Source organism: Devosia sp. 1566, assembly GCF_004005995.1.
GTDB lineage: Bacteria > Pseudomonadota > Alphaproteobacteria > Rhizobiales > Devosiaceae > Devosia.
In genome coordinates, this window is the sequence record NZ_CP034767.1 from 869,546 (window position 1) to 885,125 (window position 15,580).

The 15,580-nt window shown below is 64.2% G+C and carries 20 protein-coding genes; 15 read left to right on the top strand and 5 right to left on the bottom strand.

Annotation, left to right across the window (positions count from 1 at the left end; translation table 11 throughout):
* Positions 1-220: 220 nt before the first annotated feature.
* The 10 genes from mbhE (at position 221) to ELX51_RS04300 (ending at position 7,684) form a co-directional block, all read left to right on the top strand.
* On the top strand, positions 221-2,542 hold the full coding sequence (mbhE, locus tag ELX51_RS04255) for a hydrogen gas-evolving membrane-bound hydrogenase subunit E (protein WP_127755170.1): 2,322 nt from the start codon (positions 221-223) through the stop codon (positions 2,540-2,542).
* Entirely contained in the window at positions 2,539-2,964 is a 426-nt protein-coding gene (locus tag ELX51_RS04260; protein WP_127752350.1) for a Na+/H+ antiporter subunit B, read from the top strand. Before mbhE ends, ELX51_RS04260 begins: the two co-directional genes overlap by 4 nt.
* Positions 2,964-3,341, top strand: a complete 378-nt coding sequence (locus ELX51_RS04265; RefSeq protein WP_127752351.1) for a Na+/H+ antiporter subunit C — start codon at positions 2,964-2,966, stop codon at positions 3,339-3,341. Before ELX51_RS04260 ends, ELX51_RS04265 begins: the two co-directional genes overlap by 1 nt.
* Position 3,342: 1 nt before the next feature.
* Entirely contained in the window at positions 3,343-4,929 is a 1,587-nt protein-coding gene (locus tag ELX51_RS04270) for a proton-conducting transporter membrane subunit (RefSeq protein WP_127752352.1), read from the top strand.
* Positions 4,926-5,405 (top strand): Na+/H+ antiporter subunit E, encoded by a 480-nt coding sequence (locus ELX51_RS04275; RefSeq protein WP_127752353.1) that lies wholly within the window; start codon positions 4,926-4,928, stop codon positions 5,403-5,405. The genes ELX51_RS04270 and ELX51_RS04275 overlap by 4 nt, the downstream gene beginning before the upstream one ends.
* A complete protein-coding gene (locus ELX51_RS04280; protein ID WP_127752354.1) occupies positions 5,402-5,716 on the top strand; it encodes a cation:proton antiporter in 315 nt (104 codons plus the stop codon). Before ELX51_RS04275 ends, ELX51_RS04280 begins: the two co-directional genes overlap by 4 nt.
* The gene (gene mnhG, locus ELX51_RS04285; protein ID WP_127752355.1) at positions 5,713-6,036 is read left to right on the top strand and encodes a monovalent cation/H(+) antiporter subunit G; all 324 of its coding nucleotides are present in this window, start codon (positions 5,713-5,715) and stop codon (positions 6,034-6,036) included. Before ELX51_RS04280 ends, mnhG begins: the two co-directional genes overlap by 4 nt.
* A 152-nt stretch (positions 6,037-6,188) precedes the next feature.
* Positions 6,189-6,614 carry a MucR family transcriptional regulator gene (locus ELX51_RS04290; protein ID WP_127752356.1) on the top strand — a complete coding sequence of 142 codons (426 nt, stop codon included), beginning with the start codon at positions 6,189-6,191 and terminating at the stop codon, positions 6,612-6,614.
* Between the two features lie 199 nt (positions 6,615-6,813).
* A complete protein-coding gene (locus ELX51_RS04295) occupies positions 6,814-7,167 on the top strand; it encodes a helix-turn-helix domain-containing protein (protein WP_127752357.1) in 354 nt (117 codons plus the stop codon).
* Positions 7,157-7,684: a DUF6456 domain-containing protein gene (locus ELX51_RS04300; protein ID WP_127752358.1), complete on the top strand. Its 528-nt coding sequence runs from the start codon at positions 7,157-7,159 to the stop codon at positions 7,682-7,684. Before ELX51_RS04295 ends, ELX51_RS04300 begins: the two co-directional genes overlap by 11 nt.
* Here the strand turns inward: ELX51_RS04300 and ELX51_RS04305 are convergent.
* Both ELX51_RS04305 and ELX51_RS04310 read right to left on the bottom strand, forming a co-directional pair.
* Positions 7,681-8,112, bottom strand: coding sequence for a SufE family protein (locus ELX51_RS04305; protein ID WP_127752359.1), 432 nt, complete (start codon positions 8,110-8,112; stop codon positions 7,681-7,683). The genes ELX51_RS04300 and ELX51_RS04305 overlap by 4 nt on opposite strands.
* 46 nt (positions 8,113-8,158) lie before the next feature.
* Entirely contained in the window at positions 8,159-8,458 is a 300-nt protein-coding gene (locus ELX51_RS04310; RefSeq protein ID WP_206524696.1) for a hypothetical protein, read from the bottom strand.
* A 331-nt stretch (positions 8,459-8,789) separates the two neighbouring features.
* Between ELX51_RS04310 and ELX51_RS04315 the strand changes: the two genes are divergently transcribed.
* The 3 genes from ELX51_RS04315 to ELX51_RS04325 are packed head-to-tail and all read left to right on the top strand — an operon-like array spanning position 8,790 to position 12,061.
* Positions 8,790-10,565: a PAS domain-containing sensor histidine kinase gene (locus ELX51_RS04315; RefSeq protein ID WP_164854745.1), complete on the top strand. Its 1,776-nt coding sequence runs from the start codon at positions 8,790-8,792 to the stop codon at positions 10,563-10,565.
* Entirely contained in the window at positions 10,562-11,725 is a 1,164-nt protein-coding gene (locus tag ELX51_RS04320; RefSeq protein ID WP_164854746.1) for a peptidoglycan-binding domain-containing protein, read from the top strand. The genes ELX51_RS04315 and ELX51_RS04320 overlap by 4 nt, the downstream gene beginning before the upstream one ends.
* Entirely contained in the window at positions 11,726-12,061 is a 336-nt protein-coding gene (locus ELX51_RS04325) for a DUF1491 family protein (RefSeq protein ID WP_127752363.1), read from the top strand.
* Here ELX51_RS04325 and ELX51_RS04330 read toward each other — a convergent pair.
* Positions 12,058-13,188: a DUF2336 domain-containing protein gene (locus ELX51_RS04330; RefSeq protein WP_127752364.1), complete on the bottom strand. Its 1,131-nt coding sequence runs from the start codon at positions 13,186-13,188 to the stop codon at positions 12,058-12,060. The two genes, ELX51_RS04325 and ELX51_RS04330, sit on opposite strands and share 4 nt — an antisense overlap.
* A 192-nt stretch (positions 13,189-13,380) precedes the next feature.
* Between ELX51_RS04330 and ELX51_RS19935 the strand changes: the two genes are divergently transcribed.
* Both ELX51_RS19935 and ELX51_RS04335 read left to right on the top strand, forming a co-directional pair.
* Positions 13,381-13,551, top strand: a complete 171-nt coding sequence (locus ELX51_RS19935) for a hypothetical protein (RefSeq protein WP_164854748.1) — start codon at positions 13,381-13,383, stop codon at positions 13,549-13,551.
* Positions 13,544-14,368, top strand: coding sequence for a hypothetical protein (locus ELX51_RS04335; protein WP_127752365.1), 825 nt, complete (start codon positions 13,544-13,546; stop codon positions 14,366-14,368). The genes ELX51_RS19935 and ELX51_RS04335 overlap by 8 nt, the downstream gene beginning before the upstream one ends.
* Positions 14,369-14,374: 6 nt before the next feature.
* Here ELX51_RS04335 and ELX51_RS04340 read toward each other — a convergent pair whose 3' ends face one another.
* Positions 14,375-14,929 (bottom strand): hypothetical protein, encoded by a 555-nt coding sequence (locus tag ELX51_RS04340; RefSeq protein WP_127752366.1) that lies wholly within the window; start codon positions 14,927-14,929, stop codon positions 14,375-14,377.
* The gene (locus ELX51_RS04345) at positions 14,926-15,501 is read right to left on the bottom strand and encodes a DUF1214 domain-containing protein (RefSeq protein WP_127752367.1); all 576 of its coding nucleotides are present in this window, start codon (positions 15,499-15,501) and stop codon (positions 14,926-14,928) included. Before ELX51_RS04345 ends, ELX51_RS04340 begins: the two co-directional genes overlap by 4 nt.
* Between the last annotated feature and the right edge of the window lie 79 nt (positions 15,502-15,580).

The following is a 15,580-nucleotide window of genomic DNA, read 5'->3' on the forward strand; positions in this document are numbered from 1 at the left end:
AGCGGCAAAGCTGCAGCAACTCTGCAGGGCCAATTGTCACGCTCCCGTGATTTTAACTTGTCCCAGCAAGTCCATCCGCTAAGGTCGCCGCCCAAACAAACCGCCGGAATCGGCACTCAACTGGGGCGGACACTTGGAGTTCTGGACACCGGCAAGCTTGTATCTGGCAGTTGGGGCGCCCGCCCTGGCCGCACTCCTGGCGCCGCTGCTCGTGCGCTGGATGGGGGGAGCGGCCGGCTGGCTGCTGGCCCTGGTGCCTGCCGGCGTGTTCGTGCTGCTGTTGGGCGGGCTCGAAGCCGTGGCGGCCGGTCTGCCACTGCGCCAAGGCTTTGACTGGGTGCCGACCCTGGGGCTGCGCCTGTCCTTTGCGCTGGATGGGCTGAGCCTGTTGTTCAGCCTCACCATTGCGGCGGTGGGCACGCTGGTGGTGCTGTATTCCGGCGCTTATCTCAACGGGCATCCCCATCAAGGGCGCTTTCTCGCCTTTATCCTTGTTTTCATGTCGGCCATGCTCGGCGTGGTGCTCGCGGATTCCACGCTGGCGCTGTTTGCCTTCTGGGAGCTGACCTCGGTCACCTCGTTCCTTTTGATCGGGTTCGATCATCGCCGCGAGGCGGCGCGGCGGGCGGCCATCCAGGCGCTGGTGATCACCAATATTGGCGGGCTGGCGCTGCTGGTCGGCGTGCTGCTGCTGTGGCAGGCGACGGGCAGCTGGGAGCTGAGCGCGCTGGCCGGAACGGACATTCGCGCGCATGGGCTTTATGGCGCGATCCTGGGCTGTATCCTCCTCGCCGCTTTCACCAAATCGGCGCAGTTTCCGTTCCACTTCTGGCTCCCCAATGCCATGGAAGCGCCGACGCCCGTTTCGGCGTTTTTGCATTCGGCAACCATGGTGCAGGCCGGCGTTTATCTGCTGGCGCGCCTGTCCCCGACCTTGGGCGACACCCCGATCTGGACCTTGCTGCTGATCGTTTTTGGCGGCTTGACCCTGCTTTGGGGCGCTTTTGGCGCCTTGCGGCAAACCGATCTCAAGCAGATGCTGGCCCAATCCACCATCGCGTCGCTTGGGCTACTGGTGCTGTTGATCGGCATCGGCAACGAGGCGGCGATCTCAGCCATGGTGATCTATTTCCTCGCCCATGCCTGCTACAAGGCCGGCCTCTTCATGGTCGCCGGCGCGGTGGACCATGGCACCGGCACCCGCAATCTGCCGGCGCTAGGTGGCCTTGCCGACCAGATGCCGGTGAGCTTTATCGGCGCGGCGCTGGGGGCCCTTTCCATGATCGGCCTGCCGCTGACGCTGGGCTTTTTCGGCAAGGAAGAGATGTATCTGGCGCTGTTCACCTCACGGCTCGACTCGCTGCTGGGGTTGGTGGTGCTGATCCTGGGCAATGCACTGCTGGCTGGCGTCGCCATGGTGGTGATGATCAAGCCGTTTCTCGGGCCGCTCCTGCCCACGCCCAAATCGCCCCACGAGGCACCCATTGCCATGCTGGTCGGCCCCATTCTGCTGGGCGGGGTGGCCATTTTGGGCGCAGTGGCGGTGGAATGGCTGGGCCATGACATCGTCGCACCCGCGGCAAGCACTATCCTGGGCGAACAGGCGCTGAGCCATCTGGGGCTTGCCATCGATCTGCGCAGCCCCATCGTGTGGTTGTCCATCCTGACCTGGGGACTGGGCGTCGCCGTGTATTGGCAGGCCGCCACTATCCGCACCGTGCTGCGGCGCGGCGGGCGGGCGATGGGCTGGACCGCCGACCATGTTTTCGACCACGCCATGTTTGGCCTGATCCGCTTCGCGGCCGACGTCACCCGCTTCCTGCATCACGGCCGGCTTGAGGTTTACCTGCTGGTCGTGTTTGCCGCCCTGGCGCTCGTATTGCTGGTGCCGGTGATCGGTCTGGGTGGGCTCGATGTTCTGGGCTCATGGGCGCAGGGCAACTGGCCCGCCAATCTGCAGCCGACCATGCCCTATCTGCATGAATGGGTGGTCCTGGCGCTGGCGGTGACCGGGCTGGGTGCGGTGCTGCTCGCCCCCAGTCGGCTGGTCGCTATCCTGGCGCTGGGCATCCAGGGCACGGCCGTGGCGCTGCTTTATCTGCTGTTCGGCGCGCCGGACCTTGCCTTTACCCAATTCATGGTGGAAGTGCTTTCGGTCGTGATCCTCACCCTCGTGATGACGCGGCTGCGGCTCGATGAGCGCGATCACCGCCCGCTCGGGGAGGCGCTGCGCGATGGCGCGGTGGCGCTGGCCTGCGCTGTTGGCGTGAGCCTGACGCTGCTGTTGGTGCTGACCGGCACGCTCGACCCTACGCTGAGCGATTTCTTCACCGCCACCAGCGTGCCGATCGCGCATGGGCACAACATCGTCAACGTGATCCTGGTCGATTACCGCGGCTTTGATACGCTGGGCGAAATCTCCGTGCTGATGGCGACCGGCATTGCCATTCTGGCGCTGATCCGCGGCACGGCCAAGGCCGGCAGCGGCGCCAAGCGCCGGGCCGCCAAACCCGTCGAAGACGGCCTGGAGGGCGAGGCATGAACACCGTTATCTTTCGCACCACCGCCCCGGTGGTGATTGCCGTCATGCTGGTGTTTTCCGTGTTTATTTGCCTGCGCGGGCATAACGAGCCGGGCGGCGGCTTTATCGGTGGGCTGATCGCGGCGTCCGCCATCGCCATTTATGGCATGGCTGCGGGCGTGGATCGGGTGCGGCGCGCCATGCGGATCGACCCGCTGGCGCTGGCGGGCGCTGGCGTTCTGCTTGCCGCGGGCACGGGCGTGCTGTCGCTGTTTACCGGTTCACCCTTCATGACCAGCATCTGGTACGAGCTCAACCTGGGGGAATCGTCCGTGGCTCTTTCCACCCCGATGTTCTTTGATATCGGCGTGTATCTGGTGGTTTTTGGCAGTGTTTCGGCCATCGCCCTGGCGCTGGAAGCCGGTCGGGAGGAGGACCTCTGATGAATTTCTTTCTTGCCGTGCTTGTTGGCGTTTTCATCGGTTGCGGCGTTTATCTGCTGCTGTCCCAATCGGTGATCCGCATGCTGCTGGGCCTGACCGTGCTGGGCAATGGCATTAACCTCTTGATCTTCACCGCCGGCCGGCTGACCCGCGAAGTGGCGCCCATCGTGCCGCCCGGCCTCGATGTGCCGGTCGGGCCGATTGCCAATCCGCTGCCCCAGGCGCTGATCCTGACCGCCATCGTCATCAGCTTTGCCATGTTCAGCTTTCTTCTCGTGCTGGCCTTCCGCGCCTATCAGACGCTGGACGCGGACAACACCAACACCATGCGCCTGGCCGAGCCGCCCGGGGCGCCCCAGCCGCCGTTGAGTTATTGAGATGGCAGAGCCTTTTTCCCTGATGATCGGGATGACGCCGGCCAGCGAATGGCTGGTGGTGCTGCCCCTGGTGCTGGCGCTGATGGGCTCGGCATTCCTGCTTGTGCTGCGCCGGGCACCCGGCGCACCGGCGATTGCCGCCATGCTGGTGGTGATCGGCATCATCGTCTGCGAGATCGCCTTGATCGCGCGCATCCTGCGCGAAGGGCCGGTCAGCATGACCATGGGTGGCTGGCAGCCCCCATTTGGGATCAGTTTCACCGCCGACCTGCTTGGTGCCGGCTTTGCCCTCGCAGCCGCAATTGTCGCCCTGATCGTGCTGGTTTATGCCGAAGCGGAGCGGGATCCCGGCGAAGGCGCTCGCGATGGCTTTCACGCTCTGGTGCTGTTGCTGCTTGGCGGAGTGACGGGTTCGTTCCTGACCGGGGATCTGTTCAATCTTTATGTGTGGTTCGAGGTGATGCTGATCGCGTCCTTCGGGCTGCTGGTGCTGGGCGGCAAGCCGCTGCAGCTCGACGCCGCAGTGAAATACGGCTTTCTCAACATCATGGCGGCGAGCTTTTTCCTGCTCGCGCTCGGCCTGCTGCATGGCCTCTTGGGCACGCTCAACATGGCCGATATCATCGGCTTGGCCCCGGGGGCGAACCCGGCAGCGATGACGGCGGTGGCGGCCTTGCTGATGCTGGCCTTTGCCATCAAGGGCGCGGCCTTTCCGGTCAATGCCTGGTTGCCGGCGTCCTATCATGCGCCCTCGGCCGCAGTATCGGCGCTGCTGGGCGGCTTGTTGACCAAGGTGGGCGTTTTTGCCCTGTTGCGCACCATGATCGTGCTGCTGCCCGGCAGCTATGGCTTGCTGCAGCCCTTGCTTGCCACCGCGGCGATCGCGAGCCTGATCTTGGGGCCGCTCGGGGCGATCGCTGAAACCAATCTGCGCCGCGCCATCGGTTTCATGCTGATCGGTGGCATTGGCGCGGTGCTGGCCGGCATCGCCATGCCAACCCCCGAAGGCATTGCCGGTGCCGGGCTTTATATCTTCCACGCCATCTTCACCCTAACGGGACTGTACCTCGTGGCGGGCATGATCGAGCGCCGTACCGGGCAAACCGATACGCGCCAAATGGGTGGGCTTTATGCAGCCTCAACCCCCATGTCGATCCTGTTCTTCTTGCTGGTGCTGGCGGTTGCCGGCGTGCCGCCGCTGCTGGGTTTCTGGCCCAAATTGCTGCTGCTGCAAGCTGCGACGGCCGGGATCGAGGGCGGAGTTGATCCGGCGCGGCTGCTGTTGATGCTTGCCCTGCTGGGCAATGCGGTGCTGACGCTTATTGCGGGCACCCGGATCTGGGCGCATGTGTTCTGGCGCGGCGGCTGGGAAGGGGCGGGTTCCGAGCACCAGAATGCGCCGCTTGTGACAGTGCCTCGTCGCTCGAGCCTGCTGACCTTTGGAGCCACTGGCGCCCTGGTGGTGCTCGTGGTTGCTGCCGGGCTTTGGCCCAATCCACTGCTCGACGCGGCGCGGATCGGGGTAGCCGACATGATTGATCCGCAACGCTATATCGCGGCGGTGGAACTCGCGGGAGAAGCACCATGAAGCTGCCACTGCTGGTGATCATCCTGGCGCTGCTTTGGCTGGCCATAACCGGCAATTTCAGTGGTGCCAATCTGGTGTTTGGCGCCGTGATTGCCGCGGGCGCCATGTTCCTGCTGCGCGACTCGGTGGCGCCGCCCCGCGCGCTCAAACGCCTGCGGCGGATCGTCTCGCTGGCGGTCCTGTTCGTATATGAACTCAATCTCAGCGCCATCCGGGTCGCCATTCTGGTGCTGACGCCTGACCTGAAATCGGCGCTCCGCCCGGCGGTGGTGACGGTGCCGCTCAAGGTCAAGAGCGATGCCGAGATCACCCTTCTGGCCAATCTCATCACCCTGACGCCGGGCACGCTGAGCATCGATCTGTCGCCCGACCGCAGCCATCTCTATGTGCATGCGCTATCGGTGACCGACCCCCAGGCGGTGATCGACGATATCACTTCGGGCTTTGAAGCGCGCATCCGCAAGGTGTTCCAATGATGCCGGCAACCGAGTTCCTGGCCCATGCCACGACGGCGGCGCTGGTGCTGCAGGCTGCGGCCTTGTTGTTGTCGGTGGTGCGGATCATCATCGGACCAACCCTGGCCGATCGGGTGCTGGCGCTTGATCTCTTGACGGTGGTGGCGCTGGGCTTTGTCAGCATCATCGCCATCCGCACCGGGCTGATGCTGTATCTCGATATTGCTATCGCTCTGGGACTGCTGGGCTTTCTGGCAACAATCGCCCTGGCGCGCTATCTGCTGGCCCGCCGCAAGGCCACCACCATCGCCGCGGTGGAGAGCAAGCCATGATTGTTGAGCTGGCGCTTTATCTTGCGGCGTTGCTGATGCTGGTGGGGGCGGTGTTCAGCCTCCTCGCCACGATCGGCGTGCTGCGCTTTCCCGATCTGCTGACCCGCATGCATGCCGCCTCCAAGGCGGGGGCGGTTGGTGGTGGCTTGCTGCTGCTGGCCGTGGCGCTGGTGAGCCAGGATGCGGCAGTGGCGCTGCGGGCCATCCTGGGCATCCTGTTCCTGTTGCTGACCACCCCGGTTGCGGCCCATTTGCTGGCGCGGGTCACCTACCAGCCCGCCGAGGAAAGCGGGCAGCAGGTCACTCCTCCCCCGGAGTAGTATGGTAGTAATTGCTCCGAGGCCTTGAGACCGCCCAAATTGTCGCAACAGTTAGGCGGTAGGTATCATTGCGCCTGCGCCTAAAGACGCATAAGTAAACAGTACGGCGGTGAGTTAGGCTCACCCAAAAACAATAACAGAAAGGTTAACAAATGAACGATACCGCTGAGGCGGCGAGCGGCTACGAGACGGATCTAATCGAACTCAGTTCAGATATCGTATCGGCTTACGTCAGTCATAATGCCGTGAGTCCTACTGATCTGACGAAGTTGATCTCGGAAGTTCATGGTGCCCTGCGCTTGTTGCAGAGCAACGAAGTACCCGCGCCCCCGCCCGAAGAACTTAAGCCTGCTGTGTCGGTCCGCAAGTCTGTGGCGCCTGACTACATTATTTGTCTTGAAGACGGCAAGAAGTTCAAGTCGCTCAAGCGCCATCTGCGTACCCACTACAATATGTCTCCCGAAGAATATCGCGAGAAGTGGGGTTTGCCTGCAGATTACCCAATGGTCGCGCCGAACTATTCTGCGACCCGCTCCAAGCTCGCCAAAGATAACGGGCTCGGCCGCAAGGCTGTCTAAGCCCAGCTAACCGCTACGACTGGTCGCGTTCGCATCGCTCACGAGCGATTCAGGACGGCGGCTATGATCTGCCCCTCAAACGGCCGCTCCTGGAGCGGCCGTTTGACTTTGTGGGGTTTGTGCGCCCCAACTTATCCCCGCCCGGGCTTTACCGATGCAGTATCTAGGAATAAATTCCTTGATGCGCGGAGGTTGCAAGATGTCAGGGCAAACAGCACAACGGACTCAAGGCCGGCCCGACCCCGCTTGCGAGCAGGTGATTGCCTTGGTGGCGCGGCGGAAAAACGTGCCGGGGGAATTGCTTACCAGCCGCTCGCGCTGTCGGTTCGCTGCGGCGCGGGCCCGGCAACTGGCCATGTACCTGGCGCATGTAAGCCTGGGGCGCAGCCTGACCCAAGTGGGCGCGGTGTTCGGGCGCGATAGGACAACAGTCTCATATGCTTGTGCGCTGATCGAAGACCTGCGCGATGATCCGCGTTTCGACGACGAGGTCTGCGACCTCGAGCAGCGAATCGCCGGGCTGGTGGTGGGAGCGTCCGCTCATGAGCACTAAGCCAGGCGAGGCCAGCGCACCCCGATCGGCGGACCATCCCCTGCAGCGGCTGGGTGCGGGTAAGGATGACGAAGCCTTTCTCCAGGCTCATCACCTGCTGGCCGCCGAGCGGCTGATGCGGCTGGTGGACCGGGCGCGGCTCACCCCGCGCGTGACCATGTCCTATGATCCGGCGCGGGTGGGAGGGGGCAGGGGTGGGGGCAACGCCGCGCTCGAGATGTCCGATGCGGCCGCGGACGCGCGCAAGCGCCTCGGGCAGATCGCCGCGGCCATGCCGGGCGATTGCTGGGGCGTGGTGATCGATGTGTGCGGCTTCAGCAAGGGGCTGCAAACGGTGGAAACCGAGCGGCAATGGCCGCGGCGCAGCGCAAAGCTGGTGTTGCGAATTGGGCTCGAGCAGCTCGCGCGGTTGTGGGGCTTGTCGGGCAGTGCCAGCGGGCCGGAGCAAAGTCGGGCGCGGGGATGGCTAGCGGAAAGGCTGCCGTTGATCGGGGAGGAGGAGGAGGCGGGGCGCTAGCTTGCGCTCAGCGCCCGCCCTTCGGAGCGGATGCGGTTGACCATGGCAACGAGCCCATTGGAGCGCTGCATCCCCAGATGCTCGCTCAGCCCGATCTTTTCGAACCAGGAGACCGCATCGGTTTGCGCGACCTCAGCGGCTGGACGGCCCGAATAAAGCGCGATCAGGATCGCCACCAAGCCTTTGGTGATGATGGCATCGGACTGGCCCTTGAAGGTCATGGTGGCAGAATCGCCCCCGCGATTGGCCTCCGACACCAGCCACACATTGGACGCGCAACCCTTGACCTTGTTTTCCGGGGTCTTGTCGGCGTCCGGCATGGGGGGCAGGGCTTGGCCAAGCTCGATAACGTAATTCAGCCGATCCTCCCAGTCGTCAAGGAAGGAAAGGTTTTCGGCAATGTCCTGGAAGGCTTGTGGCTCGCTCATGCCTTTTAACTAGGGTACCGCAAGCGCCTTTTCCAGATGCAATGCGTTAGCTGCGGCGCGGACGTGGCCGCGGCAGGGGCACGGCGTCGGCGATCGGCGGGGCAGGGGCCAGCGTGGGTGGCGTTGCTGGTGCAGAAGCCGCAAGGGCTCCCGACAGCAGTGCCTTGCCGCCGGCGCATTCAAGGCTGGTGCAGGTGATTTGTGCGACGCCGTGGGAGGCGGCCTGGCGACCGGCCGCAACAGCCGTGGCTGACAGGTCCGAGCCCATGCGCGCGAGATCGGCACCGGGCTTGATCACCATATAGGCCAGACACAGCCAGAACATTGAGCGCAGCAAGAACATCATGTTTTCCGCGGTTGCCCGAAAGGGCCTGCCTCCGCGCGCCATTAAACCACAGCCGGGGTGTTCGATAAGCTTTGATGCAAATGCTGCTTAACAGATTTCCCATGCACACACCTTGTTTACGCTACCGGGAGAAAGCCGCCCCGGATCGGCGCCAAAGCTCCGCGTCACACCGGTCATTTAAGGCGCTCTTAGCTCTTGGGTTGCAGGGTGCAGTCAGTATCCAAGCCAGTGGCGAACTGCCCCGGCGCGGTGTCCCGGTACCCTTCCCCGGGACCTTAAGTGCGAGTGTAAGTATATGCGTAGCCTCTACTCTTTCGGCGCAAGCAAAGAGATGAGCCTGGCCGTTGCCGGATCCGGGCACCGCCCGGAAATGCTGCGCCGCAAGACCATTGGCGACAATGCCCGGCTGCTGCTGCTGGCCTCGGTGCTGGCCATGCCCTTCGCCGTGTTCTGGCTGGTCGGTGGGCGGGCGCTCCCCTTTGTTGTGGTCGCGATCGGCCTCGGCATTGGCATGGCAACCTTGGCCTTCCATGCCAGCCGCCAATATGAGCAGGCCGCTGCCGGCCAGGTATTCGGCATTCTGGGCGCTGGTCTGATCCTGACCCTGGTCGACCCGATGCTGGTCGATACGGGGCTCACCATTGCCTTGATCGCCCCGGTCCATGCTTCGCTGCTGGCGCGCTCTTCGCTGCGCAAGCTGAGCTGGCTGTTGCTGGCCGGCGTGCTGGCTTGCGGGATGGCGGCTTCAGTGGCCGGCTTTGGTGGCGCCGATGTGCCTCAAACCATGCTGGGGATCGTTTCGGGCCTCGCCTTCATCACTTGCGCCGGGATGGTTGCCTATACCGCCCACGGCATCGGGGCGGCATTCGAGGTTTACGACAAGGCCCAGGTCACCGCCTACCGGCACCTGATCGAGCATGTGCGTGATTCGGTGATTCGCTTTTCAAGCGAGGGCGACGTGCTGCTCGCTTCGCGCTCCTCGGAAACGCTGTTTGGTTGCCGGCGCTATGAACTGAGCGGCGCTTCGCTGAGCGAACGGCTTCATGTGCTGGACCGCCCGATCTACCTCACGGCATTTTCCGACGCCAACAAGGCCGGCAAGTCGCGCGTCGTGGAAGTGCGCATGCGCCAGGACGATCCGGTCGGTGGCACCAAGCTGCCCCGCTATATCTGGGTGGAAGCCAGCTTTTCGCCGGTGCGCGAGGATCTGCCTAGCGAAGGCGGCTATGAAGTTGTGGCGCTGTTCCGCGACATCACGGCTCGCAAGGACAATGAAGTGGCCATGCGCGAAGCCCAGCGAATCGCCGAGGAAGCCTCCACCGCCAAGTCGCGTTTCCTTGCCACGATCGGCCATGAGCTGCGCACGCCGCTCAATGCCGTGGTTGGTTTTTCCGAAATGATGACCAGTGGCATCGGCGGCGAATTGTCGCCTACACATCGCGAATATGCCGGCCTGATCCATCAGGGCGCGCGGCATCTGCTCGAAGTGGTGCGCATGCTGCTCGACATGAGCAAGCTTGAGGCGGGCAAGTTCGAGCTGCAGACCGAGCCCTTCGTGGCGGCCGATATTATCGAGCCCTGCATGCAAATGGTGGAAGCATCGGCGCGCCAGCGGGGCATCAAGATCGTTGCCGATATTGCGCCCAAGCTTCCGGCCCTGGTTGGCGATGAGCGCGCCTGCCGGCAGATCCTGCTGAACCTGCTGTCGAACGCCATCAAGTTCAGCCATGACGGGGGCACCGTCACCGTATCGCTCAAGCGCCAGGGCCAGTGCCTCAATTTGTCGGTCAGCGACACCGGGGTCGGCATGGCGCCCGAGGCCCTGAGCCGGCTGGGCGAAGCCTTCTTCCAGGCCCATGAAGGGCTGACCCGACGCTATGAGGGCACGGGGCTGGGGCTCTCCATCGTCAAGGGTTTGGTGGAATTGCATGAAGGCACGCTGCGGGCACTTTCCGAAATTGGAGCGGGGACAACCGTTACGGTCTTGCTGCCGGTAAACGGTCCGGCAATAAAGGTAGAGGACACTGCCGCCGTAACGCCCCTCCATCGTGAGCCGGTCTCTTCCCCAATCAGTTCATGGCAAGACGAAAAAAGAAAAGCGCAATGACGGCAACGACCATCTCGCGCCTGCCTCTCCTGGCGGGCAGCGCCGTGGCGACCAGTTTGGGTCGCGCGGGGCTCTGGACACTTTCTCGCTATATGCGCGCTCCGCTGGCCTCGACAGGCCTGCTGGCGCTGGTCACCCTGACGGCGCTGGCGGCCAGCAATGCGCTTTACTTCCAGACCCGGCACCATCCCGCGCCGTTCTTCGGCGAGGCGGGCGGCGAGTTGGCCGAGGCGGTGCCCGTGCCGGTGCCAGTCGCAGCACGACCCGAACCACAACTGCAGGCCATACCCGAATCGGTGCCGCAAACCACGGGCACCGTGTCCAAGCCGGTGGCCGCGCCCCAAGTGCCCGACCAGCCGGTGGGCAATGCCGAAGTGTTCGAGCTGCAAAAGCGGCTGGTTGAACTCAAGCTCTTTGACGGAATGGTCGACGGCTACTATGGCCCGCGCACGGCCCGGGCGATTCGCGCCTTTGAAGAACGCAACGGCATGACGCCGACCGGCGCCATGACCCGCGCGGTGATCGAGGCCATTCTCCAATCCGACAGCAACGGCGTGGCCTCCAAGGTGCAGCCGGCGGCGCAGGTGCAGCCCGCGCCCGCGCCGGCGCCGGTGGCCCCCGTGCAGGTTGCTGCGGCACAGCCGCAGGCGCAAACCGGCTTGCCGCCGCTGGCGCCTGTTGCGCCGGTGACGCGCAAGGCCGATCCGGTGGTGACCGCCGCCGCGCAAAGCATCGATTCCATCGTTGCCGCCGCCGATGGCGGCAGCCAGCCTGCGCCCACCGCTGTTGCCGCACCCGCACAGGTGGCGGCCGCCGCTCCCGTGCAGGCCCCGCCCGCCCAGCCCATGCCCGAGCCGATCCAGGTCGCTTCGCTCGAAGAGATCGCGCCGCCTGCGCAATCGGCTTTGGCGGGCAGCGACCCGGCCGACCAGGTGATGGCGGCCACGAGCCTGCCACCAGCCAACAACAAGCAGCTGGTGAGCCAGATCCAGCGCGGGCTCGCGAGCCTTGGGTTTTTCCATGCCCCCATCGACGGGCACCCTGGCGCCGAAACGGCCAAGGCCATCCGCGAATTCGAGAATTTCCACAATTACCGCGTGACCGGACAGGTCAATCCCGACCTGCTCGGCCTGCTGCAAGAAGCGGGCGCTTCGATCTAAGTGGGACCGCTGCGCAGCGATCTATGGTGTGGAGCCTTTGTGCGCCGGCACAATGATCTGGGCCATATCTGCGTAGTGTCGCGCAGGGGCGACCCAATTGCCGGGCAGGTGTTCATCGAGGTGGATCATCTCGATGGCACCGGCTCGCTGTTTACCCCCGCGCCCATGGCCAGCAGAGGCGACGAGGCCGGGCTGGTGTTTCAGCGCCGCTTCAGCCGCGTGGAGCCCGCCAAGATCCGCGAGCGCATCGCCCAGGAAGCTCGGTTCGATCCCGATCTGTGGGTGTTGAGCCTTGATCTGCGTGGCGATGATCCCGGGATCGAGATCGTCCCCTAGCTTGCCCGCTTAATGCCGAGGCGCGCGGCGCTTTCGACGGCGCCGTTGACTGCTGACGATTGGCTGGCCGACAGCAAGCGGCGCTGCGATTGCGGCTGGTATTGTGGCTTGTTGAGCTCGAGCAGGTTCACTTCACCGCGCCAGGCACTCATCAGATAGGCCATGGCGTCGGCCGGCACGGTGCTGAAAAGGGTGGCAAAATCACCCAGGGCGCGCGAGCGATCGCTGTCGTGGCTGGTGGCGTGGATGAGCACTTTGAGACCCTCATAGGCCGAGCATCCAAAGGCGCGTAGGATCACGAACAGCGATGCGCCCGTGACGTCGTGGGCGATCTGGCCGCAGCGCACTTCATCGAGCCCGGTGATCTGGCTGAGGAGGCGCGTCACTTCCGGGCGGCGGTTTTCGGAAAACAGCTTCATCAGCGCCCGGGTCAGTTCCTGGTTGGCGACCGAGATCTGCTCGATGGTCTTCTTGATCGGTGCCAGCGGAGTGGGTCGGTTGGCAAAGGACTGGATGACCTTGATGCGGTCATCGTCCGAGAGGTCAAAGAAGGCCGGCGCCAAAAGGCCAGCATCGAAATCCTCGCGCTTGGCGAGGGTTTGGGCGACCACATGGTCCATTTGCGCCGAACGGGCCAGGGCGCTGAGGTAAGCGCCGCGCGGCACGATGGCCGCGTTGGCGGCGAGGGCGCGGTAGACCTTGCGCGAATTGAGGCCAAAAAGCTTGGCCAGCGCGGCATTGGACAGATCGTCCCGGCCCGCAAGGATGGCGGCGGCGCCGACATCCCCGTCCGCGATGATCTCGAGAATAGTGTCTTCGGATAGCGCCGGCACCGCTTCGAGAAAGGCCTGAAGGTCGTCCCCGATATGGGCCGTCACGAGCCGCTCAAGGGCGGGGGACAGGAGATCGGCCTTGCCCAGGATGGCGGCGCCCTTGGCGCGCGCCTGGGGGCTGGCGGCGGGGAAAAGGCGGCTTGCCAGCGCCTCGAACTGGTCCAGTTCCACCGGGGTGGGCTTGCCGCGGCGGGCATAAGCGTCGCAGGCGGCAATCAGCAGCGTATTGGTGCGCTCGATGCCGCCGTTTTCGACCAAGAGCTGAAAGGTTTCGTAGGGCTGGAAGCCAAGCATGTTCGCGGACCGTCAACTGCTGCTGCGCACAAATCGGGCGTGTTTCCACTTTTGCCCCCAATTCGTTAGCGGACTATTAACCATGATGTTCGCTAAGTGGGCCCAGGCGCGAGGGGCGTTTCGCCGATACAGATTTAGCCGTGCATGCTGCCCCCGCTAGGGACGGGGGAGCCGAACACATTGGAGGCTAGCTTGGGAAAGCTCGTCAAATTCGAACTGCGCGAACGACCAGCGGCGGCCGCGGGCAAACCCTGCGGCAACGCCCAGATTTTGCTGTTTACCGGAGTGCGCTATGAACGCGGCACCACCTGTCCGCCGGCGGACCTGCGCGATCCGTCCCGGCCCAAGCGCCGTCGTGGCTAGCAGCGCCATCGGCAAATTTGGTTGGTCCTGCCTCTTGGTTGCCGCGCTGCTGGGAGGCTGTGCGCCGCGGCCCACGGGCGATTTTGGTCGCGCACGCCCGAGCTATACCCATGACGTGTTGCTGCCCGAAGCGGGCAAGGTTTTGGCCGATGCACGCGACGAGCCGGTCTCCAGCTTCAACCTTACGGACCAGGAAACGCAGATGCATAACCGCGTCTGGCGGTTCCTCGTGGCGCCCCATACCAAGGACTGGTTCTTCGATTATGCCACCGAGCTGCAGCGCACGCGCATTGCGGTGGACCTCGACACCCGCTTCGACATCGATCGCTATTACAATTGGCTGCGCCGCACCGAGTACCAATCATCGCGCGTGCGCTACAGCACGGTGGGCCGGCATATCGAGGCCGATCTGGATACGGTGCCCGGCACATTCCTCGCGATCTGCGCGGTGATCGAGGTGGATCGCCAGCGCGCCATTGCTGCGGCGACCTTGAGCAGTGTCGGGGCGGGGGAGCGGGCCGATGTGGCGGCGCGCAAGGCCGAGAACACGGCGCGGATCGACTGGTTCGTGCGCGCGCTTGATTACCGCTTTCAATCCTACAATTTCGCCCTCAACCAGTTGCTGGTGGAAACGCCCCATGAGCAATCAGTGGAAGTGGATGCGGTGCTGCGCCGGATGGCGGACTTTGTCAGCCGGGCCAAACGCCGGGATTTCTGCGGGGGCGCCGGAGCGCTGATTGTCGGCCGCAGCCAAGGCACGATCCCCTCGCGCTACCAGACCCAGCATATCGACCGGGAAGTGGTGCTGCCCAAATAGGCCAGCCTAGGACGGCGTGCCGCGATTGCCGCACTGCACCTTGGCGAGCTCGGCTTCAAAGCGCGGCCGCATCACGCCATGGGGTGGGGCGAGGCGAATAACGACGAAGAGCTGGTCGGAGGTGGCTTCCACCACCAGCAGCCCTTCGGCGATATCGAGCTGCTGCTGGGCAAGGAGGCGTGTTTGGGCGGCATTGAAGACGCCCAATTCGAGCGTTTGCCCGATGCCATCGCGATTGGTGGTGGCATAGGTCACGACACCAGCGGAATTGAAAATGGCCAGCGACCAGAAGGCGTCGGGCAGCAGGCCGCTCATATAGGCGGGGCCTTCGGCCAGATCGATGCGGCAGATGCCGTAAACCAGCTCGGGATCGAGTTCGAGCGGATTGGGCTGGCCGGCAACGACCGGGGGCAGGATGACGATGCGGTTTTCGGCGCCCAGCGCCTGGAGCCGCGTCCACAAGGTTTCCTCGGCGACAAGCGGCAGGGACAGGATCACCACGATATGGATGATGCCCCCCAGTAGCACGCCCGCTATGGCCCAGATCAGGGTGCGGATCATGTGCATGCCCCCCGCTGGATCGCGGGCATGGTATCGCCGGTGGCACCAAAGCCGGTGAACACGGCGGTGTCGTAGAGCGTCAGCCCCAGGGTGAACGGTCCTTCGCCCGCAAGTTCCAGCCAGTTGCCAGGGGCAAGCGTGGTGCCGACATGGATGCGGAACGAGCCGTCATTTTCGCGCACGATACCGGTGGAGCGTAGCGCCAGCGGGCCATCGGGCACGGCAACATTGATGCCGGCGGGGTCGGTCGCCACGAGAGTCCAGAACGTCGCCTGGGGTGTGCGTCCTTCAATGAGATAGCTGCAGTTGCGCCACAAGGGCTCGCCGGCGCTGTCGACATTGGCGACGAAGTGGAGGCCTTCTGCCTGGCCAAGCTGCAGGGCCGCTTCGCGGGTCAAATGGGCTCTGGTATAGGGATTGGGGTTGGGCGAGCCCACATCGGGCCAGGCCGTCCAGGGGCCGAGCTGGCTGACGGTGAACATGCGCCCATCGGTCAAGGCATAATAGCTCAGCCCAAAGCCAACCCCCAGGGCGATGACGCACAACAGCAGCAAGCGAAACACAAAGCGCACGGGTCAGCGGCTCGGAACGGGACGTGACGGCATGGACGGCTGAACCTGTGCGGGTCGAAGGACCTGCATGGCTATAGCA

Bases quoted from the DNA above. Each gene is read 5' to 3' on its own strand.
- mnhG (WP_127752355.1), top strand. From the start codon at position 5,713: ATGATTGTTGAGCTGGCGCTTTATCTTGCGGCGTTGCTGATGCTGGTG.
- ELX51_RS04310 (WP_206524696.1), bottom strand. From the start codon at position 8,458: ATGATGTTCTTGCTGCGCTCAATGTTCTGGCTGTGTCTGGCCTATATG.
- ELX51_RS04265 (WP_127752351.1), top strand. From the start codon at position 2,964: ATGAATTTCTTTCTTGCCGTGCTTGTTGGCGTTTTCATCGGTTGCGGC.
- mbhE (WP_127755170.1), top strand. From the start codon at position 221: ATGGGGGGAGCGGCCGGCTGGCTGCTGGCCCTGGTGCCTGCCGGCGTG.
- ELX51_RS04260 (WP_127752350.1), top strand. From the start codon at position 2,539: ATGAACACCGTTATCTTTCGCACCACCGCCCCGGTGGTGATTGCCGTC.
- ELX51_RS04275 (WP_127752353.1), top strand. From the start codon at position 4,926: ATGAAGCTGCCACTGCTGGTGATCATCCTGGCGCTGCTTTGGCTGGCC.
- ELX51_RS04290 (WP_127752356.1), top strand. From the start codon at position 6,189: ATGAACGATACCGCTGAGGCGGCGAGCGGCTACGAGACGGATCTAATC.
- ELX51_RS04340 (WP_127752366.1), bottom strand. From the start codon at position 14,929: ATGATCCGCACCCTGATCTGGGCCATAGCGGGCGTGCTACTGGGGGGC.
- ELX51_RS04295 (WP_127752357.1), top strand. From the start codon at position 6,814: ATGTCAGGGCAAACAGCACAACGGACTCAAGGCCGGCCCGACCCCGCT.
- ELX51_RS04305 (WP_127752359.1), bottom strand. From the start codon at position 8,112: ATGAGCGAGCCACAAGCCTTCCAGGACATTGCCGAAAACCTTTCCTTC.
- ELX51_RS04300 (WP_127752358.1), top strand. From the start codon at position 7,157: ATGAGCACTAAGCCAGGCGAGGCCAGCGCACCCCGATCGGCGGACCAT.
- ELX51_RS04280 (WP_127752354.1), top strand. From the start codon at position 5,402: ATGATGCCGGCAACCGAGTTCCTGGCCCATGCCACGACGGCGGCGCTG.
- ELX51_RS04320 (WP_164854746.1), top strand. From the start codon at position 10,562: ATGACGGCAACGACCATCTCGCGCCTGCCTCTCCTGGCGGGCAGCGCC.
- ELX51_RS04315 (WP_164854745.1), top strand. From the start codon at position 8,790: ATGAGCCTGGCCGTTGCCGGATCCGGGCACCGCCCGGAAATGCTGCGC.
- ELX51_RS04330 (WP_127752364.1), bottom strand. From the start codon at position 13,188: ATGCTTGGCTTCCAGCCCTACGAAACCTTTCAGCTCTTGGTCGAAAAC.
- ELX51_RS04270 (WP_127752352.1), top strand. From the start codon at position 3,343: ATGGCAGAGCCTTTTTCCCTGATGATCGGGATGACGCCGGCCAGCGAA.